The organism is Streptomyces sp. NPDC048696 (assembly GCF_043198895.1).
Lineage (GTDB): Bacteria > Actinomycetota > Actinomycetes > Streptomycetales > Streptomycetaceae > Streptomyces.
The window spans coordinates 166601-187904 of record NZ_JBICVJ010000007.1; the positions used below are offsets into that span (position 1 = coordinate 166601).

Below are 21304 nucleotides of genomic sequence, written 5' to 3' on the forward strand. Positions count from 1 at the left end.
GACGGGCACACGGAGTTCAGTCCTGGCCGGTCACCTGGAGCAGCCGGTCGGGGGATCCGGGGCCCGCGTTGCCGATCCGCCCGGTGGCCGAGCGGGCCACCAGCGCGTCGCTCACCTCGGCCGGGGCGGCCGACGGGTGGCCGCCGAGGTAGAGCGCCGCCGCGCCCGCCGCGTACGGGGCCGCCATCGAGGTGCCGGTCAGGGTCCTGGTCGCGGTGTCGTCCGTGTTCCACGCCGAGGTGACCGACACGCCCGGCGCGAACAGGTCGAGTGCCGCACCCCAGTTCGAGAAGGCCGCCCGGGCGCCGTCGCGGTCGCTCGCCCCGACCGTGACCGCCTCCGGGACCCGGGCCGGCGAGAACCGCGCGGCCGGGGCCCCCTCGTTCCCGGCGGCGACCGTGAACGTCACCCCGGCCGCGATCGCGTTCCGTACGGCCTGGTCGAGCTCCGGGTTGGCGGCGCCGCCCAGGCTCAGATTGGCGACGGCCGGGCGGCGGGCGTTGCGGGCCACCCAGTCGATACCGGCGATGACCTGGGCTGTGGTGCCGACGCCGTGGTCGTCCAGGACACGCACCGCGACCACGTCGGCCCGCTTCGCCACACCGTAGGTCGCGCCCGCGAGGGTCGCCGCGACGTGGGTGCCGTGCCCGCTGCCGTCCTCGGCGTCCGCGTCGTCGTCGACGAAGTCCCAGCCGCTGCTCGCCCGGCCGCCGAACTCGCGGTGCGTGGTGCGGACGCCGGTGTCGATGACGTACGCGGTGACGCCCGCGCCCTGGCCGGGGGGCCAGGCCGGGGCCTGGTCCTGGGCCTGGGCTCGGGGTTGGGTCTGGGATGCCGGATCGGGCGGGGCGGTCCGGTCCGCGACCCCGCCGAACTGGCTGTTCCCGCCGCCCCCGCCCCCGCTCCAGCCGCCGCCCTCGCCGTCGTCGAGCGAGACCGCCGTGTCCTGGACCACCGACGCCACGGCCGGATCGGCCGCGAGCTGCCCGGCCCCCTCGGCGTCGACCCGGACCGCGTACCCGTTCAGGGCGGTGGCGTACGTACGGCTGATGTGCGCGCCGTACTTCGCGGCGATGGCGCGGCCCGCCCCGGTGGACGCGCCGGAGGAGCCCTTGAGCGTGACGATGTAGCTGCCGCCGACCGCGCCCGGCGCGGCCGCGCCGAGCACGCGCCCCTCGGGCGGCGGGGGCGGTGCGGCGTGCGCGGGCAGCGCGCAGGACAGCGCCGCCGCCGTGACCAGTGTGGTCAGCGCCCCGGCCGCGCGCAGGCGCCCGGTGTGTGTCCGTCCCATGGCGTCTCTTCCCCTCCTCGGTCCGGCGCGCGCCCGGCGGAGCCGATCCGCCGGGCTCGGAACCCCCTCCGCGTACGCCGGACGGCCCGATTGGCAGCCTGCCGCCCGGACGGGAGAGCCCACAAGGGCGCACTCGGGGGGCGCCCGCTTCCGTGCGCCGTGGTTGTGCGGCGCCGGGGCCCACTACCGTCGGGGGTGAAGGACCGACGAACTGAGCGGTACGTGCACCCAGTTGCGTACATCCCCTGCGAAGGTGGAACACGTGAAGGCAATCCGTCGATTCACCGTACGTCCCGTCCTCCCCGAGCCCCTGCGGCCGCTGAGCGGACTGGCCCGCAATCTGCGCTGGTCCTGGCATACCGAGACCCGCGAACTGTTCGAATCCGTCGACCCCGAGGGGTGGCGGGCGGCCCAGGAGGACCCCGTGCGGCTGCTCGGGGCGGTCTCCGCCGACCGGCTCGCCGCGCTGGCCGAGGACCGCCGCTTCCTGCGCGCCCTGACCGCCTGCGCCGACGACCTGGCCGACTATCTGGGCGGGCGGCGGTGGTACCAGGAACAGCCCGAGGGGCTGCCCCGCGCGGTCGCCTACTTCTCGCCGGAGTTCGGTATCACGGCGGCGCTGCCGCAGTACTCGGGCGGGCTCGGCATCCTCGCCGGCGACCATCTCAAATCCGCCTCCGACCTCGGCGTACCGCTCGTCGGGGTCGGACTCCTGTACAGACACGGCTACTTCCGCCAGTCGCTCTCGCGCGACGGCTGGCAGCAGGAGCACTATCCCGTCCTCGACCCCAACGAACTGCCGCTGGCACTGCTGCGCGAGAGCGACGGCGAGCCCGCCCGGATCTGTCTGCGGCTGCCCGGCGGGCGCTCGCTGCACGCCGTGGTCTGGATCGCGCGCGTCGGCCGCGTCCCGCTGCTGATGCTCGACTCGGACGTGGAGGAGAACGGCCCGGGCGAGCGGAACGTCACCGACCGGCTGTACGGCGGCGGCAGCGAGCACCGCCTCCTCCAGGAGATGCTGCTCGGCATCGGCGGGGTGCGGGCGGTGCGCGCGTACTGCCGGATCAGCGGCCACCCCGAGCCCGAGGTCTTCCACACCAACGAGGGCCACGCCGGGTTCCTGGGCCTGGAGCGGATCCGTGAACTCGCCGGTGAGGGGCTGGAGTTCGACGCCGCCCTGGAGTCCGTGCGGGCCGGGACCGTCTTCACCACGCACACCCCGGTCCCGGCCGGGATCGACCGGTTCGACCGCGAGCTGGTCGCCCGCCACCTCGGCGACGACGGCGAACTGGAGGGCGTCGACGTCGCGAAGATCCTCCAGCTGGGCATGGAGACCTACCCCGGCGGCGAGCCGAACCTCTTCAACATGGCCGTGATGGGGCTGCGGCTCGCCCAGCGCGCCAACGGCGTCTCCACCCTGCACGGCGCGGTGAGCCGGGAGATGTTCGCCGGTCTGTGGCCGGGGTTCGACCCCGCCGAGGTGCCGATCGCCTCGGTCACCAACGGGGTGCACGCGCCGACCTGGGTGGCGCCCGAGGTGTTCCGGCTCGGCGCCCGCCAGGTCGGGGCCGGGCGGGTCGAGGACGCGCTGAGCGTCGGCGGTACGCCCCGCTGGGACGCGGTCGCCGCCATCCCGGACGCGGAGATCTGGGAGCTGCGGCGGGAGCTCCGCGAGCAGCTGGTGCTCGAAGTGCGCGAGCGGCTGTACGCGTCGTGGCGCGGGCGCGGCGCCGGGACGGCGGAACTGGGCTGGGTGGACGGCGTGCTCGACCCGTCCGTCCTGACCATCGGCTTCGCCCGCCGCGTCCCCTCGTACAAGCGCCTCACCCTGATGCTGCGCGACCGCGACCGGCTGATGGAGCTGCTGCTGCATCCGACCCGGCCGGTGCAGATCGTGGTGGCGGGCAAGGCGCACCCCGCCGACGACAGCGGCAAGCGGCTGGTCCAGGAGCTGGTGCGGTTCGCGGACGATCCCCGGGTGCGCCACCGGATCGTCTTCCTGCCCGACTACGGCATGGCGATGGCCAAGCGGCTCTACCCCGGCTGCGACGTCTGGCTCAACAATCCGCTGCGGCCGCTTGAGGCGTGCGGGACCAGCGGGATGAAGGCCGCGCTCAACGGGTGCCTCAACCTGTCGGTCCTGGACGGCTGGTGGGACGAGTGGTTCGAGCCGGACTTCGGCTGGGCGATCCCCACCGCCGACGGCGCGGCCACCGACGAGGACCGCCGGGACCAGCTGGAGGCGACCGCGCTCTACGACCTGATCGAGGACCGGGTCGCGCCGCGCTTCTACGACCGGGGCGCGGACGGACTGCCCGGCCGCTGGATCGAGATGGTCCGCGAGACCCTGGCGGCGCTGGGCCCGAAGGTGCTGGCGGGGCGGATGGTGCGGGAATATGTGGAGCGGCTCTACGCCCCCGCCGCCCGCGCCCACCGCTCCCTTGAGCACGACACGGCCCGGGAGCTGGCGAGCTGGAAGGCGCGGGTGCGGGCGGCCTGGCCGCAGGTCGGCGTCGACCATGTGGAGGCGCTGGCCGCCACCGCCCTCAACGGCAACGCCGAGCTCGGCTCCACGCTGTCGCTGCGGGTGTGCGTGCGGCTCGGCGGGTTGCAGCCGGACGACGTCGAGGTGCAGGCGGTCTCGGGCCGGGTGGACGCCGCCGACACGATCGGGGAGGCCCGGACGGTCGCGCTGAAGCCCGCGGGCGGCCCCGACCTGGAGGGCCGCTGGGTGTACGAGGGCCCGCTCGCCCTGGACCGGACCGGCGCGTACGGCTACACGGTCCGGGTCCTGCCGGCCCACCGCCTGCTGGCCAGCGGAGCCGACCTCGGCCTGGTCGCGCTGCCCACGGAGACCACGGGGGAGGGCGCGGGGGTGCTGATGCGCTGAAGTCCCGTCGCACCCGGTGAACATGGCGGTGCCCGGACCCTCGCGGGGTCCGGGCACCTTCATCACGTCCCGGTCAGCCGCCTGACCGAAAGGTGAGCTCCGAGGCTCAGAACGTGAGCTTGAAGTCGGTGATGTAACCGACGTCCTGCCGCGCCTTGTCCTGGACCTTCAGCTTCCAGGTCCCGTTCGCGGCCACCGCCGAGGCGTTGACCGTGTACGTGGTGTCCAGGTTCTGCGTGGAGTCGCCGGAGGAGTTCTTCAGGCGGTAGCTCGTCCCGTTCGGGGCCACCAGGTCGATCTGGAGGTCGCCGATGTACGTGTGGGTGATCTTCACGCCGACCTTGAGGGCGCTGGGCGCGTTACCCGTGATGCCGGTGACGTTGACCGACGAGGTCACGGCCGCACCCGGGTAGTCCGGGATGTTGACCTTGGTGCTGTTGTCGAAGACGTTGCCGCCGCTCGGCGGCTGGCCGCCGTCGTGGCGGGCGCCGACGTTGATGGCCGCCCACGCGTCGGTGATGTTGTTGACCTCGGCGCTGCCCGCGCCGTACAGCTCGGTCGCCGCGGCGATCGTGCCGTCACGCGCGCCCGCGTAGTCGGTGGAGGAGTTGAACTTGGTGGTGAGCGCCTTGTACCAGATCAGCTGGGCCTTCTCGCGGCCGATGCCGGTGACGGGCAGGCCGTCGGAGGTCGGCGAGTCGTAGCTGAAGCCGTTGATGGTCTTGGCGCCGCTGCCCTCGGAGGCCAGGTAGAACCAGTGGTTGGCCGGGCCCGAGGAGTAGTGGACGTCCAGGTTGCCGACGCCGGAGTACCAGCTGTCCGCGGAGCCGCCGTCCTTGCTCGGCTTGTCCATGTAGCGCAGCGGGGTGCCGTTGCCGTTGATGTTGATCTGCTCGCCGATGAGGTAGTTGCCCGGCGCGCTGGGGTTGTTGGCGTAGAACTCGACCGACGTGCCCATGATGTCCGAGGTCGCCTCGTTCAGACCGCCGGACTCGTCCGCGTAGTTGAGGCCCGCGGTGGCGGCGGTGACGCCGTGCGTCATCTCGTGGCCGGCCACGTCCAGCGAGGTCAGCGGGTCGTTGTCGCCCGAGCCGTCGCCGTACGTCATGCAGAAGCAGCTGTCGTCCCAGAACGCGTTGACGTACGCGTTGCCGTAGTGGACGCGCGAGTACGCGGCGACGCCGTCGCCGCGGATGCCGCTGCGGCCGAAGACGTTCTTGTAGAAGTCCCAGGTGACCCCGGCGCCGTAGGCGGCGTCGGCGCCCGCCGTGGCGGCGTTGGAGTTGGTGCCGTCGCCCCAGGTGTCGTTGTTCTGCGTGAACAGCGAACCGGTGCCGGACGAGCCGTGGTTCAGGTTGTACGTCTTGTGGCCGCCGCGGGCGGTGTCGTTCAGCGTGAAGCTGGACCCGGACTGCGAGGTGCCCAGGGTGACCTGACCGCTGTAGTGGGTGTTGCCGATGCCGGTCTCGATGCCCTGGTACTGGTAGAGCTTGGCGCCGGTCGCCGCGTCCGTGATGACGTGCAGCTGGTTCGGCGTGCCGTCGTCCTGCACACCGCCGACGACCGTCTCGTACGCGAGGGTCGGCGTGCCGTGGGCCATCCAGACCACCTTGCGCGGGGCGCGGTCGGCGGTGGGCTTCTTCGCGCCCTTGCTCGCGGCGGCCGCGAGGGCCTGCTTCTGGGCGGTGGCGGGGCCCTGCTTGGCGGTGGTGGCGATGTTCTTCAGCTCGGCGCGGTTCGCCTTGATCACGCCCTGGGTCCGCCCGGCGGCGGACGCGTCGACGACCAGGTCGCCGCCGAGGACGGGGAGTCCGGCGTAGGTGCGCTCGTAGCGGGTGTGCGTCGTGCCGTTCTGGTCCTTGATGACATCACGGACGACGAGCTTCTCCTGCGCGCCGAGACCGAGCTGCTTGGCGGTCTGCGCCGACTTGTCGCCGGCCTGGCGTATCAGCTCGGCGCGCTGCGAGGGCGAGAGCTTGGTGGGCAGCGCGCCCGGGTTGCGGACCGCCTGCGCCTTGAGGGCGTTGGTGGCCGCGGAGTCGTCGGGCCGTGCGCTGGCGCTGCCTGCCTGGAACCCGACGGAGAGCATGGCGGCTGCGGAGAGCAGGGCGGCGGTGGCGGTGGCACGACGACGGTGCGTGGATCTCACGCGAACTCCTTCTGCGAGGGGGGTACCGGGCGGCTGGGTGGGCCGTCCGGGCGGGGCATGCGGAGCAGTTGGTGCGTGGTGGTGCGTGATGCGGTGGTGCCTGGTGGTGCCTCGATCCGTGGTGCCGGGTCGTACTCGGCGGTACGGGATTGGGGAGAGAGTGCCAGTTGTTGAGAACTCCTGTCAGGAGCGCGTCAAGAACTTGGCTGGAATTCGTCCGTTGTACGAAAGACGGCGTTCGTTAAGCGGACGTTTCACGGGTCAACACCAGGACGCAACCGGGGTGTCGGAGGCGACCGGATCGACGGGAGTGTCCGGATAAGCACCGTGGCCGACCTGTGCGAACGGGGTGGCGGCGGTGCTCTGGGCCGCCCGCCACAATGGCCCTAATCCGACTCCGCACTTGCCCGCGGAGTTGTCCGCCTGCCGGACGATGCCCCACCCCACCCCTTCACCTAGACCCTCCGGGGGTGGGTGGGGGCGGAGGTGGTGTTCCCGGGGGCGGGGCCCCCGGACCCCCTGCGGGGCCTGCGGCCCCTGCACCCCGCTACGGGGCTGCGCCCCGGACCCAGGCCGGGGCGCGGGGTGGGTGGGCAGCGGGGCGCGCCCCTGCTGGTGGGTGGGTACGCGGGGCTGCGCCCGCTGCACCTCGCTGGGTGGGTGGGTACGCGGGGCTGCCGCCCCTGCGCTCCGCGGTGCGGTGATTCGGCTGCGGATCGTGCTGGGTTGCTCGCGCCCACGCGGCGGAGCCGCACAATGTCACAGCCCCGCGCCCCTTAGATGGGCCCTCCGGGCCCTCCTTCAGGGGCGCGGGGAACTGCGCGACCAGCCCCCACCGGCCCGCAGACGCAACGACCACCGCCGGAGGCTTTCGGGAAGGGGTGGGGTGGGGGAAGACGGGCGTCAGCCCCCACCGGGCCGCAGGCGTACCACCGCACGCGGAAGCCAAGGGGCGCGGGGAACTGCGCGATCAGCCCACGGCGGCCCGCAGTCGAAACGACCACCGCCGGAGGCTTTAGGGAAGGGGTGGGGTGGGGGGAAGACGGGCGTCAGCCCCCACCGGGCCGCAGGCGTACCACCGCACGCGGGAGCCAAGGCGCGCGGGGTGCAGTCGGCCCGATGTGACCCGCGTCCCCGACCGTCACACCAGGCTCTCCCGCCACGCCCGGTGGAGGTCGGCGAAGCGGCCCGTTCCGGTGATCAGGTCCGAGGGGGTGCCGTCCTCCACCACCCGGCCGTGTTCCATCACCAGCACCCGGTCCGCGATCTCCACCGTCGACAGACGATGGGCGATCACCACGGCCGTGCGGCCGTGCAGGACCGTGTGCATCGCCCGCTGCACCGCCCGCTCCCCGGGGATGTCCAGCGACGACGTCGCCTCGTCGAGGATCAGGACCGCCGGGTCCGCGAGCAACGCGCGCGCGAACGCGACCAGTTGCCGCTGCCCCGCCGAGATGCGGCCGCCCCGCTTGCGTACGTCCGTGTCGTACCCGTCCGGCAGCCGCGTGATGAAGTCGTGCGCGCCGATCGCCTTCGCGGCCCGCTCGATCTCCTCGCGGGTCGCGTCCGGGCGGCCGATGGCGATGTTGTCGGCGACCGTGCCGGAGAAGAGGAACGCCTCCTGGGTGACCATGACCACCCCGCGGCGCAGATCCGTACCGGCGAGGTCGCGCAGGTCCTCGCCGTCCAGCAGGACGCGGCCCGCCGTCGGGTCGTAGAAGCGGGCCAGCAGCTTCGCCAGCGTCGACTTGCCCGCGCCCGTCGAGCCGACCACCGCGACCGTCTGCCCGGCCGGGATCGTCAGGTCGAAGCGGGGCAGCACCTCGCCGCCCGTACGGTACGAGAAGCCCACGCCCTCGAACTCGACCGTGCGGCCCGGCAGTTCGGTGCGCCGCTGCGGCAGCGGCCGGGGGTGCTCCGGCTCCGGCACCGTCGGCGTCTGGGCGAGCAGCCCGGCGATCTTCCCCAGCGACGCGGCCGCCGACTCGTACGAGTTGAGGAACATCCCCAGCCGGTCGATCGGGTCGTACAGCCGCCGCATGTACAGCACGGCCGCCGCCAGCACGCCGAGCGCGAGCGTGCCGTCCGCGACCCGGTAGGCGCCCCACAGCACCATCGCGGCGACGGCGGTGTTGGCCACCAGACGGGAGCCGACCACGTACTGGGCCATTTCGAGGATCGCGTCGCCGTTGGCGCGCTCATGGGTGCGGTTGAGCCGCTGGAACTCCGCGTCGTTGGCCCGCTCGCGGCGGAACGCCTGGACGGGGCGGATGCCGTTCAGGGTCTCCGCGAACTTCACGATCACGGCGGCGATCGCCGTCGAGCGGGCGTCGAACGCGCGTGACGCCCGGCGCCGGTAGCGCCGGATCAGCAGATGCAGCGGCGCGTACGAGGCCACCGCGACCGCGCCGATGCCCCAGTCGAGCCAGAGCAGCATCGCGCAGATGTAGACGGACGAGAGCACCACGCCGATGAGCTCCTGAAGCCCCTCGTTGAGGAGTTCGCGCAGCGACTCCACGTCGGAGGTGGAGCGGGAGATGAGGCGGCCCGAGGTGTAGCGCTCGTGGAAGTCGACGCTCAGCGCCTGCGCGTGCCGGAAGATCCGGCCGCGCAGATCGAGCAGTACGTCCTGGCCGACCCGGCTGGACACGGCGATGAACGCGTACTGGAGCAGGCCCGAGCCCACCGCGCACACCAGGTAGCCCACGGCGACGGCGATCAGCGGCCCGTGGTCGTGCGCCCGGAAGGCGGGCACGCCCCGGTCGATCGCGTACGCCACCAGCAGCGGTCCGGCCTGCACGGCGGCCTGTTGGAGGAGGATGAGCAGGACGGTGAGCCGGACACGGCCGCGCATCGGCCGCAGCAGATCCCGCAGCAGCGCCCGCGTCGCCCCCACGGGCGAGGGCAACTCGTCCCGGTCGAACGGGTCCCCGGCGGCGGACGAGCCGTCACCGGACGCGTCGCCGACCGCGTCCTCGCGGCCCGACGCGGCGGGCGCGTCCACGGCGGCCTTCGCCGACGGAACGTCGCCCGTCGCATCGGACCCCGCCGGTTCCTCCGGGTCCGTCCGGTGTTCCGCGCCCGCTGCCGTCGTCATCGGTTGTCCCCCTCGTCGCCCGCGCCCGACATCAGCCAGGCGTACTCGGCGTTGCCACGCAGTAGTTCCTGATGTGTGCCCACGGCGGTGACGCGGCCGCCGGAGAGCAGTGCGACCCGGTCGGCGAGCATCACCGTCGACGGGCGGTGCGCCACCACCAGCGCGGTCGTGTCGCGCAGTACGTCGCGCAGGGCCGCCTCCACCTTCGCCTCGGTGTGCACGTCGAGCGCCGAGAGCGGGTCGTCGAGGACGAGGAACCGGGGCCGCCCCACCACCGCCCGCGCCAGCGCGAGCCGTTGGCGCTGGCCGCCGGAGAGGCTGAGCCCCTGCTCGCCGACCTGGGTGTCGACGCCGTGCGGGAGCTCGCGTACGAAGGCGGCCTGGGCGACGTCGAGCGCGCGGTCCAGGTCCTCGGGCCCGCCGCCGCCCATGAGGACGTTCTCGCCCACGGCGGCGGAGAACAGCGTGGGCTCCTCGAAGGCCACGGCCACGAGTTCGCGCACCCGCTCGCGCGGCAGCGTGGCGATGTCGACGCCGTCGAGGGTGATGCGCCCGCCGGTCGCGTCGTACAGCCTCGGCACGAGCGCGGTCAGGGTCGTCTTGCCGGACCCGGTCCCGCCGACGATGGCCATGGTCTCGCCGGAGCGGATGTGCAGATCGACGCCGTCGAGTACGGGGGTGGTGTCGTCGGGTGCGTCCGGGTAGCGGAAGCTGACCCCTTCGAAGCGCAGCCCGTCGCCGACGGCCGGTGCGCCGTCCCGGCGCGGCGCGGGAACGCGGGGGCCACCGGCGAAGGCGGCCTCCTCCTCCCGCTCGTCCATCGCCTCGAAGAACCGCTCTGTCGCCGTCGCCGCCTCCTGGCTCATCGCGAGCAGGAACCCGATGGAGTCGACCGGCCAGCGCAGGGCCAGCGCGGTGGACAGGAACGCCACCAGCGTCCCGGCCGACAGATCGCCGTCCGCGACCCGTACCGTGCCCAGCACCAGCGCCGCCCCGATGGCCAGTTCGGGGATCGTGGTGATCAGGCCCCACAGGGCAGCGAGCAGCCGGGCCTTGTGCAGCTCGGTGCCGCGCAGCCCGCGCGCGTGGTCGGCGAAGGCGCGCGCCTGGCTGCGGTGGCGGCCGAAGCCCTTGATGATGCGGATGCCGAGCACGCTCTCCTCGACCACCGTCGTCAGATCGCCCACCTGGTCCTGGGCCTTGCGCGCCGCCAGCGAGTAGCGCGTCTCGAAGAGCGAGCACAGGATCATCAGCGGCAGCACCGGGATGATCAGGACCAGCCCGAGACTCCACTCCTGCGACAGCAGGATCACAAAGCCCGCCACGATCGTCACACTGTTGACCAGCAGGAACGTCAGCGGGAACGCCAGGAACATCCGGACCAGGCTCAGATCCGTCGTGCCGCGCGACAGCAGCTGGCCCGACGGCCACCGGTCGTGGAACGCCACCGGCAGCCGTTGCACATGTCGGTACAGATCCGCCCGCATCGCCGCCTCGACCCCCGCCAGCGGCCGCGCCACCAGCCACCGCCGCAGCCCGAAGAGCAGCGCCTCCGCGAGCCCGAGCAGCAGCAGGACGAACGCGCCCAGCCACACCCCGCCGGGGTCGCCGTCGCCCACCGGGCCGTCGACGATCCACTTCAGTACGAGCGGGATCACCAGCCCGAGGCAGGAGGCGATCACCGCGACAAATGCCGCGCTGAACAGGCGGGTTCGGATCGGGCGTACATACGGCCACAGCCTCAGCAGCGTACGTACGGACGACTGGTTCTTGGTGGGTGCATGTATATCTGGCATCAATCACCGAGCCTAAACTTCGGCACTGACAACTCCCACTGGCTTTTCGACCGAGGACCAAGGTCGCATGCGGGGGCGCGGCCGAGGTCGTATCCGCGGTCGTAGTGGCCCATCAACCGATCGGTTGATGGGCGGTCGAGCGCGTTGGGCGATGTGGGCGACCCCCGCCCCGGGCGATTCTCGACGCATGCCCATCATCGAAGTCAGTGCACTCCACAAGGCGTACGGCCGCACCAAGGCCGTCGACGGGGTGAGCCTCGCGGTCGAGGAAGGCGAGATCTTCGGCGTCCTCGGCCCCAACGGCGCCGGCAAGACCACCACCGTCGAGTGCGTCGAGGGACTGCGCGTCCCGGACGCCGGTACGGTCCGGGTCGCCGGATACGACCCCGTTGCCGACCACGCCGAGGTCACCCGCGTCCTCGGCGCCCAGCTCCAGGAGAGCGAGCTCCAGCCCAAGCTCACCGTCCGCGAGGCGCTTGAGCTGTACGCCGCGTTCCACCCGAGCCCGGCCGACTGGCGCCCGCTCGCCGAACGCCTCGGCCTCACCGGGCACTTGGGGACCCGCTTCGGCAAGCTCTCCGGTGGCCGCAAGCAGCGCCTGTCCATCGCGCTCGCGCTCATCGGCAACCCCCGGGTGGTGGTCCTCGACGAGCTGACCACCGGCCTGGACCCGCGCGCCCGGCGCGACACCTGGGAGCTCATCGAGGACGTGCGGCGCGGCGGGGTCACGGTCCTGCTCGTCACCCACTTCATGGAGGAGGCCGAGCGCCTCTGCGACCGGATCGCGGTCATCGACAAGGGCCGGGTCGTCGCCCTGGACACCCCGTCCGGCCTGATCCGACGGGCGCCCGGCTCGACGGTCGTCTCCTTCATCCCGTCCGCCCCGCTCGACGCCGACCGACTGCGCGGGCTGCCGGGGGTGTCCTCGGTCGAGCACGGCGGCGGCCGCTGGAGCGTGCACGGCGGCGACGACACGGTCAACGCCGTCCTCACCCTGCTCGCCCGCCTCCACATCACCGCCCACCAGCTCCGCGTCACCGAGGCGACGCTGGACGACGCCTTCCTCGACCTCACCGAGAGCGCTGTCGAAGGCGCCGACGCCCCCCACGGAAAGGCCCGTTGAGCCATGTCTGCCGCCACCGCGACCGCCCCCGCCGTCCGCACCCCCTCCGCCACCCGTGCCGTACTCCGCGCCGAACTGCGGCTCTTCCGCCGTGAACCCGGCGCCCTCTTCTGGATCATGGCGTTCCCGACCCTGCTCCTCACCGTGCTCGGCTGCATCCCGTACTTCCGTGAGCCGGCCGCCTCGCTCGGGCGGCTGCGGCCGATCGATGTGTACGTCCCGGTGAGCGTGCTGCTCGCGATGGTGATGGCCGGGCTCCAGGCGATGCCGCCGGTGCTCACCGGATACCGCGAGCGCGGCATCCTGCGCCGGATGTCGACCACGCCGGTACGGCCCGGCGCGCTGCTCTCCGCTCAGATGGGGCTGCACGGCGCAGCCGCGCTCGTCTCGGCGCTGCTCGCGCTCACCGTCGGCCGCCTCGCCTTCGACGTACCGCTGCCCGGCCAACCGGGCGGATACGTCCTGGCGTTGGCGCTCTCCATCGTCGCGGCCCTCTCGCTCGGCGCGCTGGTCAGCGCCCTCTGCCGGACCGCGAAGGCCGCCAACTCGGCCGGTGCCGCGATGTTCTTCCCGATGATGTTCAGCGCCGGACTGTGGCTGCCGGTCCGCTCGATGCCCGATGTGCTGGCCCGGATCGTCGAGTCGCTGCCGTTCGGCGCCGCCGCCCAGGCGCTGACCGAGGCCGGGGCGGGCGACTGGCCCGACTGGCGCTACCTCGGCGTGCTCGCCCTGTGGACGGCGGTGCTGACGGGCGCCGCGACCCGCTGGTTCCGCTGGGAGTAGGCGAGGGACTGTGCAGACTGGTGGCATGAACGCGGCAGACCGGCAGATCGAACGATGGCAGGACCAGTTCCACACCTGGGGTCCCTACGGGCTGCTCGCCGTGGGCACCCTCCTCGCGGTCACGACAAGCGACCTGACGGGGGGCCTCGCCCCGTGGTGCGAGGCCGGAGGGCTGATCGTCGCCGCGGTGTCGCTCCAGGTGTGGCACGGGCCCCGCCGGGGCCGCCGTACCCCGTCCCGCCGAGGGACCGTCTACTACGCCCTGCGCTGGGCGATCGCCTTCGCCCTCACCTGGCTGAACCCGTTCTTCGCGTTCTACGCGGTCACCGGCTACTTCGACACGGACGAGGTGATCCCCGGAACGCGCCGGCAGCGGCTCGGCCTGTTCGCCACCTCCATCATGGTGGCGGGCTCGCAGTCCGGCGGCATGCCGATCCGCGGCACGACCCAGTGGGCGGTGTTCGCCGGACTCCTGGTCGCCAACAACGCGCTGCTGTTCATCGGTACCCACTTCGCCTTCCAGGAGGAGCAGCGCTCCAGGGAACGCGCCGCCACCATCGTCGAACTCGAACGCACCAACGCGGCGTTGCAGCAGGCGCTCGACGAGAACGCGGCGCTGCACGCCCAGCTCCTGGTCCAGGCCCGCGAGGCGGGCGTGGCCGACGAGCGGCGCCGGCTCGCCGCCGAGATCCACGACACGATCGCCCAGGGACTGACGGGCATCATCGCCCAGCTCCAGGTGGTGACGAGCAGCCAGGATCCGGCGGTGGTCCGTACCCACCTGGCCAGCGCCCAGTCGCTGGCCCGCGCCAGCCTCGGCGAGGCCCGCCGCTCGGTGCAGAACCTCGGCCCGGCCGCCCTGGAGCACGACGCGCTGCCCGAGGCGCTGAAGAAGACGGTCGCCGAGTGGGGCGAGCGGCACGGCGTACGCGCCGAGTTCACGGTCACCGGCACCGCCGAGCCGCTGCACGACGAGATCGAGGCGACGCTGCTCAGGATCGCGCAGGAGGCGCTGTCCAACGCGGGGCGGCACTCGGGCGCCGGCCGGGTCGGCGTGACCCTCTCGTACATGGGCGACGAGGTCTCCGTCGATGTCCGCGACGACGGGCGGGGGTTCGACCCGCTGAACGTGGCGCCGCGCTCCGGCACCGGCGGCTTCGGCCTGGACGGGATGCGGGCCCGCGCCGAGCGGATCGCCGGCTCGGTGGCCGTCGAGGCCGAGCCCGGACATGGCACGGCGGTCTCGGCCCGCGTACCGTTGGTCCGCCATGGCTGACGAAAGCTCCACCATCACGCTTCTGATCTGCGACGACCATCCCGTGGTACGGGACGGTCTGCGCGGCATGTTCGCCCTCGCCGACGGCTTCGAGGTCCTGGGTGAGGCGTCCGACGGCGTCGAGGGGGTGGAACTCGCCGCCCGCCTCGACCCGGACGTGGTCCTGATGGACCTGCGGATGCCCGGTGGCGGGGGAGTGGCGGCGATCGCCGAGCTCACCCGGCGCGGCCTGCGCTCCAAGGTGCTGGTCCTCACCACGTACGACACGGACTCGGACACGCTCCCCGCGATCGAGGCGGGCGCGACGGGCTATCTGCTCAAGGACGCGCCGCGCGACGAGCTGTTCACGGCGGTGCGCGCGGCCGCCGAGGGCCGCACGGTGCTCTCCCCGGCGGTCGCCTCCCGGCTCGTCTCCCGGGTGCGCACCCCGGCCCGCCCCGACGAGTCGCTCTCGGCCCGCGAGCGGGAGGTGCTGGCGCTGGTGGCGAAGGGCACCTCGAACCGCGAGATCGCCCGGGTGCTGTTCATCAGCGAGGCGACGGTGAAGACCCATCTGACACACATCTACGGCAAGTTGGACGTCAAGGACCGCGCGGCGGCGGTGGCGGTCGGCTACGACCGCAAGATCCTCGGCTGACCCGGCTGACCCGGCTGACCCGGCTGACACCTCCTTCGCTTTCGCGCTACGCCGTCACCCGCAGCACAAGGACCGACCGCGCCCCCACCGTCACCCCCTCCCCGCCCCGATGGGTGCGCGCGGGCGCGTCGGACTGCGGCTCAAGGGCCGTGTCCACCAGCACCTCGTACGCCTCGGCCCACGGCGCCCCCGGGACCACGAAGCGGGCCGGGCGGGGTCCCGCGTGCAGGACGATCAGGAAGCTGTCGTCCGTGATCGGCGCGCCCCGGGCGTCCCGGCCAGGGATGTCGCGGCCGGAGAGATAGAGGCCGAGCGTTGCCGTCTGCCCGTACCAGTCCCGCTCGGTCATCTCCTCGCCCCGCGCCGTGAACCACGCCAGGTCCCGCAGCCCGTCCGCCCCCTGGGCCCGGCCGGAGAAGAACGCGCGGCGGCGCAGCACCGGGTGGCGGTGGCGCAGCCCGACCAGGCGGCGCGCCAGATCGAGCAGCCCGCGCGGGCCGGGCTGATCGAGCAGGGACCAGTCGACCCACCCCACCTCGCCGTCCTGGCAGTACGCGTTGTTGTTGCCGCCCTGGGTGCGCCCCATCTCGTCCCCGGCGACCAGCATCGGCACCCCGGTCGAGACGAGCAGGGTCGTCAGCAGATTGCGCAGCTGGCGGCGGCGCAGCGCGTTGACCCTCGGGTCGTCCGTCTCACCCTCCACCCCGCAGTTCCAGGACCGGTTGTCGTCCGTGCCGTCCCGGTTGCCCTCGCCGTTCGCCTCGTTGTGCTTGCGCTCGTACGAGACCAGGTCGCGCAGCGTGAAGCCGTCGTGGGCGGTGATGAAGTTGATGGAGGCGTACGGGCGCCGGCCGCCCCACGCGTACAGGTCGCTCGATCCCGACAGGCGGTAGCCCAGATCGCGCACGTCCGGCAGCGCGCCGCGCCAGAAGTCCCGTACCGCGTCCCGGTAGCGGTCGTTCCACTCGGTCCACAGCGGGGGGAACGAGCCGACCTGGTAGCCGCCGCGCCCCACGTCCCACGGCTCCGCGATCAGCTTGACCCGGCGCAGCACCGGGTCCTGCGCGATCACCGCCAGGAACGGGGAGAGCATGTCCACGTCGTGCATCGAGCGGGCCAGCGCCGCCGCCAGGTCGAAGCGGAAGCCGTCCACGCCCATCTCGGTGACCCAGTACCGCAGCGAGTCCGTGATCAGCCGCAGCACCTGCGGCTGCACCACGTGCAGGGTGTTGCCGCAGCCCGTGTAGTCGGCGTACCGGCGCCCGTCCGACTGGAGGCGGTAGTAGCCCCGGTTGTCGATGCCGCGCAGCGACAGGGTCGGGCCCAGCTCGCCCGCCTCCGCCGTGTGGTTGTAGACCACGTCGAGGATGACCTCGATGCCCGCCGTGTGCAGCGCCCGCACCATCCGCTTGAACTCGCCGACCTGCTGCCCGGCCGTGCCGGACGCCGAGTACGCGGCGTGCGGCGCGAAGTAGCCGATCGAGTTGTAGCCCCAGTAGTTGCGCAGTCCCCGCCGCAGCAGATGGTCCTCGTGGGCGAACTGGTGCACCGGCAGCAGCTCGACCGCCGTCACCCCCAGCCGTACGAGATGGTCGAGCGCGGCCGGGTGCGCCAGGCCCGCGTAGGTGCCGCGCAGCTCCTCGGGGATGTCCGGGTGCAGCTTGGTGAAGCCGCGCACGTGCAGCTCGTAGATGACCGAGTCCGCCCAGGGCGTCTTGGGGCGGCGGTCGTCCGCCCAGTCGTCGTCATCGTGCACGACGACGCCCTTGGGGACGTACGGGGCCGAGTCGCGGTCGTCGCGCACGGTGTCCGCGACATGCTGCTGGGTCCAGTCCCGCACATGCCCGTACACCTGCGGCGGCAGCGCGAAGTCCCCGTCCACCGCCCGCGCGTACGGGTCGAGAAGCAGCTTCGCCGGGTTCCAGCGCGCGCCGGTCCACGGGTCCCAGCGGCCGTGCACCCGGTAGCCGTAGCGCTGGCCCGGCCGGATGCCGGGCACGAAGCCGTGCCAGATCTCATGGGTGAGTTCGGCCAGCGCCAGGCGCCGCTCGGCGCCCGCCGCGTCGAACAGACACAGCTCGACCGACTCCGCCCCGCCCGCCCACAGCGCGAAGTTGGTGCCCGCCACCCCGTCGGGTCCGACCCGGAACCGGGCCCCCAGCGGGGTCGGCGCGCCCGGCCAGACCGGTGGGCGCAGCGCCCCCGGCTCGCCCCGATGGCCCCGGTGCCCGTTGAGCCCATGGCGGCGGTCCCCCTCCGGAACCGGCCGCCCCACCCCCCGCTCTGCCTCCTGCTCGGCTGCGCTCGACACCCCTCGGCCTCCCGCGGCTCGGCGCCTGGACGGAGCGCGGCGTCCCGGCCGTGCTCCCCACGCGTGTCCTTGCACGTTTTCTTCCCGTTACCCGGCTCGTACTCACGTTTCCCTGGGCGGGGCGCGGTCGTTGAGCGGGCGTGAGATTCGTACTGAAGCGGGCAGGAGCGACCGGCGCGGGCGCTCCTACATGGGTGGTGCTGGCGGTCGCACTGGTGGCCGGGCTGAGCGGGTGCAGCGGCGACCGCCTCGACATCGGCGACGTCGGCGGCCACGTCGTCGGCAAGGTCGGCGACGTGGTCGCGGGCAAGGCGCGGTCGCCCCGGGAGGCGATCCTGGTGACCCCCGAGGACGGCGCCAAGGGCGTCAAGGCGGACGGGAGGATCGAGGTGCGGGTGCCGGGCGGGCGCCTGGAGCGGGTCAGGGTCATGAAGGCGGAGGACGCCCAGCCCGAGGAGGTGCCCGGCACGATCGCCGACGACGGGCTCTCCTGGTCGCCGAGCCAGGAGGCGGCGGGGCGGCTCGAACTGGCCGCCAAATACACGGTGGACGCGGTGGCGCTCGACGGCCAAGGCCACCGCCAGGCCCGGCACACCAGCTTCACCACGCTGGTGCCCGAGCACCGGTTCATCGGCTACTTCAAGCCCGAGAACCGCTCGACCGTCGGCGTCGGCATGATCGTCTCCTTCAGCTTCAACCAGGCGATCCAGAACCGGGCGGCCGTCGAGCGCGCCATCAGGATCACCTCGCGGCCGCCGGTCGCGGTGGTCGGCCACTGGTTCGGCAAGGAGCGCCTGGACTTCCGGCCCAAGGAGTACTGGAAGCCCGGCACCAAGGTCACCGTGGACATGAAGCTGCGCGACGTGCCGGGGGCGCCGGGGGTCTACGGCATCCAGGAGAAGAAGGTCGGCTTCACCATCGGCCGGGACCAGGAGTCCCTGGTGGACGCCGAGGCGCACACCATGGAGGTACGCCGGGGCGGCGACCTGATCAGTACGATCCCGATCTCGGCGGGCTCGCCCAAGAACACCACGTACAACGGCAAGATGGTCGCGATGGAGATGTTCGACGTGACCCGGATGAACAGCCGGACCGTCGGCTTCGGCGGCGAGTACGACATTCCGGACGTCCCGCACGCCATCCGGCTCACCGCCTCCGGGACCTTCCTGCACGGCAACTACTGGGCCACCTCCGGCACGTTCGGCAGCTCCAACACCAGCCACGGCTGCGTCGGGCTGCGCGATGTGAAGGGCGGCAGCCCGGACACCCCGGCCGGCTGGTTCTTCGACCGCACGCTCGTCGGGGACGTGGTGGAGGTCGTCAACTCCCGCGACCGTACGGTCGCCGCCGACAACGGGCTCGGTGGCTGGAACCTCGACTGGGCGAAGTGGAGGGCGGGCTCGGCCCTCTGACCCCCTCTCGCCCCGCGGTACGGCTTGTACAGGTTCCGGTGACGTCCGGATGTCGCCACAGCGAACGCACGGGACCATTGGGACTGAACAGTGACATTCGCGTGGCCTTGAGCGTGCGTCCGGTGTGATTACCTAGGCAACCGTGCGCGCGCGAGGACGTGCGCGGGGGTGATTGTCAGTGCGGGCCGTGGCGTGAAGCAGGCCGTGCGAGGGGAGAGAACTGTCGTGAACGGGCAGCCAATTTCGGGGGCTCCGGACAGAGCGGCGGGACATCGGCGTGGTACGCCGGGCCTGCTGGCTCTGCTGCTGGGGGCGCTGCTTCTGCTGGTCACCGCGTGCGGTGGCGGCGACGACTCGGGTGGCGGCGACGGCAAGGGCAAGGTCGGCGCCGGAAAGGCGGCCGAGGACACCAAGGCCTCGGCCGCCGTCGTGACGATCGCGCCCAAGGACGGCGCCGACGACGTGCAGACCAGCGGGGCGCTGAAGATATCCGCGGCGCAGGGCAAGCTCACCGCCGTCGCGGTCGCCGACACCAAGGGCAACGCGGTGGCCGGAAAGATATCCGCCGACGGCGGTTCCTGGACACCGGACCTGAACCTCGCCTCGGCCACCAAGTACAAGGTCCACGCGGTCGCCAAGGACGACAAGGGCCGCGAGTCCGCCAAGGACACCACCTTCACCACGCTGGTCCCCAAGGACACCTTCGTCGGCCAGTACACCCCGGAGGACGGCGACACCGTCGGCGTCGGGATGCCGGTCTCCATCAACTTCAGCCGGGGCATCACCAACCCGGAAGCCGTCCAGAAGGCCATCAAGGTGACGGCCGACCCGGCCGTCCCGGTCGAGGGCCACTGGTTCGGCAACGACCGCCTCGACTTCCGCCCCGAGAAGTACTGGGCGGCGGGCACCAAGGTGACCGTCAAGTTCAACCTCGACGGCGTCGAGGGCCGCCCCGGCGTCTACGGCAAGCAGACCCGTACGGTGAAGTTCACCGTCGGCCGCTCGCAGGTCTCCACGGTCGACGCCAAGGCCCACACGATGACGATCGTGAACGACGGCAAGGTCCTCAAGACCATCCCGATCAGCGCGGGCGCGCCCTCGACGACCACGTACAACGGTCAGATGGTCATCAGCGAGAAGTACGAGATCACCCGGATGAACGGCGCCACCGTGGGCTTCGGCGGCGAGTACGACATCAAGGACGTGCCGCACGCGATGCGCCTGTCCAGCTCGGGCACCTTCATCCACGGCAACTACTGGGGCGACCCGTCGGTGTTCGGCTCGACCAACACCAGCCACGGCTGTGTCGGCCTGGAGGACGACCGCGGCGCGGGCAACCCCTCGACCCCGGCGGCCTGGTTCTACAACCACTCGCTGATCGGTGACGTGGTCATCGTCAAGAACTCCAAGGACAAGCAGATCCAGCCCGACAACGGCCTCAACGGCTGGAACCTGTCCTGGGCGGACTGGACGAAGAAGTAACAGGAACAAGCATCCGGCAGGCGCGCCCGGCGCGCCCCGGCCCGACGACGGACCCGGTCGCTGTGACGCACAGCACCGGGTCCGTAGTGGTTAACGCCGATTAACCTGCTGCCATGACTGTGACCCTCGAAGTCTCCGAAGGCGTAGGCACCATCCGCCTGGACCGCCCCCCGATGAACGCCCTGGACATCGCCGTGCAGGACCGGCTGCGCGAGCTCGCCGAGGAGGCGACCCGCCGCGAGGACGTGCGCGCGGTCGTCCTCTACGGAGGCGAGAAGGTGTTCGCGGCCGGCGCGGACATCAAGGAGATGCAGGCGATGGACCACACGGCGATGGTCGTACGGTCCCGAGCCCTGCAGGACTCCTTCACCGCCGTCGCCCGCATCCCCAAGCCGGTCGTCGCGGCGGTCACCGGCTACGCGCTGGGCGGCGGCTGCGAGCTCGCGCTCTGCGCCGACATCCGGATCGCCGCCGACAACGCCAAGCTCGGCCAGCCGGAGATCCTGCTCGGTCTGATCCCGGGCGCGGGCGGCACCCAGCGCCTGTCCCGCCTGATCGGCCCCTCCAAGGCCAAGGACCTCATCTTCACCGGCCGGATGGTCAAGGCCGACGAGGCCCTGGCGCTCGGCCTCGTCGACCGCGTGGTGGCGGCGGACAAGGTGTACGAGGAGGCGCACGCGTGGGCGGCGAAGCTCGCCCAGGGCCCCGCGCTGGCGCTGCGCGCGGCCAAGGAGTGCGTGGACGCGGGTCTGGAGGCGGACATCGAGACCGGGCTCGCCATCGAACGGAACTGGTTCGCGGGCCTGTTCGCGACCGAGGACCGCGAGCGCGGGATGCGCAGCTTCGTCGAGGAGGGCCCGGGCAAGGCCAAGTTCCTCTGAGCGACGGACGGTTGACCGGGCGGCGGGCGTGCGGCCGCGGTGCGGTGGACGGCCTCGCGGACAACGGCCGTCCACCCTGCGGGTGGATTAGCCTGGCCTTAAAGAAACCTTAAGTACGACCGCTTCCGAACGCTTGGTGATCATTCGAGCGCGCGGTGTCATCGCAGGCCGGGGGT

The 21304-nt window shown here is 72.4% G+C and carries 13 protein-coding genes; 8 read left to right on the top strand and 5 right to left on the bottom strand.

Annotated features, from left to right (window positions below; genetic code table 11):
• Positions 1 to 16: 16 nt before the first annotated feature.
• Entirely contained in the window at positions 17 to 1291 is a 1275-nt protein-coding gene (locus ACGFRG_RS17015; RefSeq protein WP_393264639.1) for a S8 family peptidase, read from the bottom strand.
• Positions 1292 to 1553: 262 nt separating this feature from the next.
• Between ACGFRG_RS17015 and glgP the strand changes: the two genes are divergently transcribed.
• Entirely contained in the window at positions 1554 to 4181 is a 2628-nt protein-coding gene (glgP, locus tag ACGFRG_RS17020) for an alpha-glucan family phosphorylase (RefSeq protein ID WP_361420665.1), read from the top strand.
• A gap of 106 nt (positions 4182 to 4287) precedes the next feature.
• Here glgP and ACGFRG_RS17025 read toward each other — a convergent pair whose 3' ends face one another.
• The 3 genes from ACGFRG_RS17025 to ACGFRG_RS17035 form a co-directional block, all read right to left on the bottom strand.
• The gene (locus tag ACGFRG_RS17025) at positions 4288 to 6330 is read right to left on the bottom strand and encodes a M4 family metallopeptidase (protein ID WP_361420662.1); all 2043 of its coding nucleotides are present in this window, start codon (positions 6328 to 6330) and stop codon (positions 4288 to 4290) included.
• Between the two features lie 1141 nt (positions 6331 to 7471).
• On the bottom strand, positions 7472 to 9427 hold the full coding sequence (locus ACGFRG_RS17030) for an ABC transporter ATP-binding protein (RefSeq protein WP_393264643.1): 1956 nt from the start codon (positions 9425 to 9427) through the stop codon (positions 7472 to 7474).
• Complete coding sequence (locus ACGFRG_RS17035; protein ID WP_361420656.1) at positions 9424 to 11223, bottom strand: ABC transporter ATP-binding protein; 1800 nt, start codon at positions 11221 to 11223, stop codon at positions 9424 to 9426. The genes ACGFRG_RS17030 and ACGFRG_RS17035 overlap by 4 nt, the downstream gene beginning before the upstream one ends.
• Before the next feature lie 187 nt (positions 11224 to 11410).
• On the opposite strand from ACGFRG_RS17035, the gene ACGFRG_RS17040 reads away from it, so the two are divergent.
• The 4 genes from ACGFRG_RS17040 to ACGFRG_RS17055 are packed head-to-tail and all read left to right on the top strand — an operon-like array spanning position 11411 to position 15042.
• Complete coding sequence (locus ACGFRG_RS17040) at positions 11411 to 12346, top strand: ABC transporter ATP-binding protein (protein WP_361420653.1); 936 nt, start codon at positions 11411 to 11413, stop codon at positions 12344 to 12346.
• Positions 12347 to 12349: 3 nt separating this feature from the next.
• Positions 12350 to 13129 (top strand): ABC transporter permease, encoded by a 780-nt coding sequence (locus tag ACGFRG_RS17045; RefSeq protein ID WP_361420650.1) that lies wholly within the window; start codon positions 12350 to 12352, stop codon positions 13127 to 13129.
• 25 nt (positions 13130 to 13154) lie between these two features.
• Positions 13155 to 14405: a sensor histidine kinase gene (locus ACGFRG_RS17050; protein WP_393264648.1), complete on the top strand. Its 1251-nt coding sequence runs from the start codon at positions 13155 to 13157 to the stop codon at positions 14403 to 14405.
• Positions 14398 to 15042: a response regulator transcription factor gene (locus ACGFRG_RS17055; protein ID WP_361420644.1), complete on the top strand. Its 645-nt coding sequence runs from the start codon at positions 14398 to 14400 to the stop codon at positions 15040 to 15042. The genes ACGFRG_RS17050 and ACGFRG_RS17055 overlap by 8 nt, the downstream gene beginning before the upstream one ends.
• Positions 15043 to 15088: 46 nt before the next feature.
• Here ACGFRG_RS17055 and glgX read toward each other — a convergent pair whose 3' ends face one another.
• The gene (gene glgX, locus ACGFRG_RS17060; protein ID WP_393264652.1) at positions 15089 to 17353 is read right to left on the bottom strand and encodes a glycogen debranching protein GlgX; all 2265 of its coding nucleotides are present in this window, start codon (positions 17351 to 17353) and stop codon (positions 15089 to 15091) included.
• A gap of 140 nt (positions 17354 to 17493) precedes the next feature.
• On the opposite strand from glgX, the gene ACGFRG_RS17065 reads away from it, so the two are divergent.
• The 3 genes from ACGFRG_RS17065 (at position 17494) to ACGFRG_RS17075 (ending at position 21128) form a co-directional block, all read left to right on the top strand.
• A complete protein-coding gene (locus tag ACGFRG_RS17065; RefSeq protein ID WP_361420641.1) occupies positions 17494 to 18765 on the top strand; it encodes an Ig-like domain-containing protein in 1272 nt (423 codons plus the stop codon).
• Between the two features lie 225 nt (positions 18766 to 18990).
• Entirely contained in the window at positions 18991 to 20247 is a 1257-nt protein-coding gene (locus ACGFRG_RS17070) for an Ig-like domain-containing protein (RefSeq protein WP_393264655.1), read from the top strand.
• A 113-nt stretch (positions 20248 to 20360) separates the two neighbouring features.
• Entirely contained in the window at positions 20361 to 21128 is a 768-nt protein-coding gene (locus tag ACGFRG_RS17075; protein ID WP_361420635.1) for an enoyl-CoA hydratase-related protein, read from the top strand.
• The last annotated feature ends 176 nt before the right edge of the window (positions 21129 to 21304 follow it).